2 protein-coding genes are annotated in these 635 nt (G+C 47.6%); both read right to left on the reverse strand.

Translation table 11 applies throughout. The features are described from left to right. Window positions 1-304, reverse strand: a 304-nt coding sequence (locus ACFQEU_RS17335; RefSeq protein ID WP_379784176.1) for a pseudouridine synthase, incomplete at its 3' end; no start/stop codon positions are given. Beyond that, a partial coding sequence (locus ACFQEU_RS17340) for a 3'-5' exonuclease family protein (protein ID WP_465261186.1) occupies window positions 297-635 on the reverse strand: 339 nt, incomplete at its 5' end. The genes ACFQEU_RS17340 and ACFQEU_RS17335, both read right to left, overlap by 8 nt.

Raw genomic sequence — 635 nt, forward strand, 5'->3', positions numbered from 1 at the left:
CCTTCACTAAACCTTGTTTTTTTTTCGGCTTTCCGGCGCAGATAGCCAGATAATATTTTTCAATAGCGCGCTGCTCAAATAGCTGGCCAAACGACGACGCAGCCTGAGCCGATTTGGCGAGCAATAACAAACCCGAGGTCATTTTATCTAGCCGATGCACAGGCCATAGGTTAGTGCCCATATATTCCCGCACCAGCTCAACGATGCCCAACTCGCCAGATTCAGTATGAAAATTAACGTTCGGGGCCTTATTGACGACAACAAAATCCTGCTCATCGGCAAGCAATGAAAAAAAATCAGTCACCGGCTTGCAGCCACACACAGGCACCACTGGCCTTTTGCAACTTTTCTAATTTTTTATGGTGCACATCCAATTCATCTTGTGCCGCCAGGATTACCGGCAAAGGTGATCTAGCTGCTGACAAACGGCGAATACCTTCGCTACCGCCTTGCTGCTTTTGCTCATTTGCCGCTGCGAAACTCAAAGCCTCCTGACCGCCTGTCATTAACAAATAGACGTCAGCTAAGATTTCGGCATCAAGCAATGCCCCATGCAAATCACGCTGCGAATTATCTACGCCATAACGCTTACATAAGGCATCCAAATTATTTTTCTGGCCCGGATGCTTATTGCG

This window comes from Halorubrum tibetense (assembly GCF_042661865.1).
Taxonomy (GTDB): domain Archaea; phylum Halobacteriota; class Halobacteria; order Halobacteriales; family Haloferacaceae; genus Halorubrum; species Halorubrum tibetense.